At 41.3% G+C, this 373-nt stretch carries 2 tRNA genes; both read left to right on the top strand.

Features of this window, described 5'->3' with window-relative positions:
* Positions 1 to 102: 102 nt before the first annotated feature.
* Positions 103 to 179: transfer RNA gene (locus tag LQ682_RS14065), tRNA-Ile, on the top strand.
* A 21-nt stretch (positions 180 to 200) separates the two neighbouring features.
* A tRNA-Ala gene (locus LQ682_RS14060) sits at positions 201 to 276 on the top strand.
* Positions 277 to 373 lie beyond the last annotated feature (97 nt).

Raw genomic sequence — 373 nt, 5'->3', positions numbered from 1 at the left:
ACCTCCTTTCTAAGGATATTACGGAATGACCATAAGGTCATGGAATAACGGAGACATATTGTATTCAGTTTTGAATGTTTATTTGACATTCGAATTAAGAATGGGCCTATAGCTCAGCTGGTTAGAGCGCACGCCTGATAAGCGTGAGGTCGATGGTTCGAGTCCATTTAGGCCCACCATTAAATTAAATTACCCATTACGGGGGCTTAGCTCAGATGGGAGAGCGCCTGCTTTGCACGCAGGAGGTCAGCGGTTCGATCCCGCTAGTCTCCACCATTATTATTTTGCACATTGAAAACTAGATAAGTAAGCAAATAGATTTTACCAAGCAAAAAACCGAGTGAATTTTTAACGAAATTCAACAAGCTTAATA

Source organism: Mammaliicoccus sp. A-M4 (assembly GCF_022386955.1).
Classification (GTDB): Bacteria; Bacillota; Bacilli; order Staphylococcales; family Staphylococcaceae; genus Mammaliicoccus; species Mammaliicoccus lentus.
Note: the sequence above shows the minus strand (reverse complement) of the source record. Positions and strands in the feature narration are given on the sequence as shown.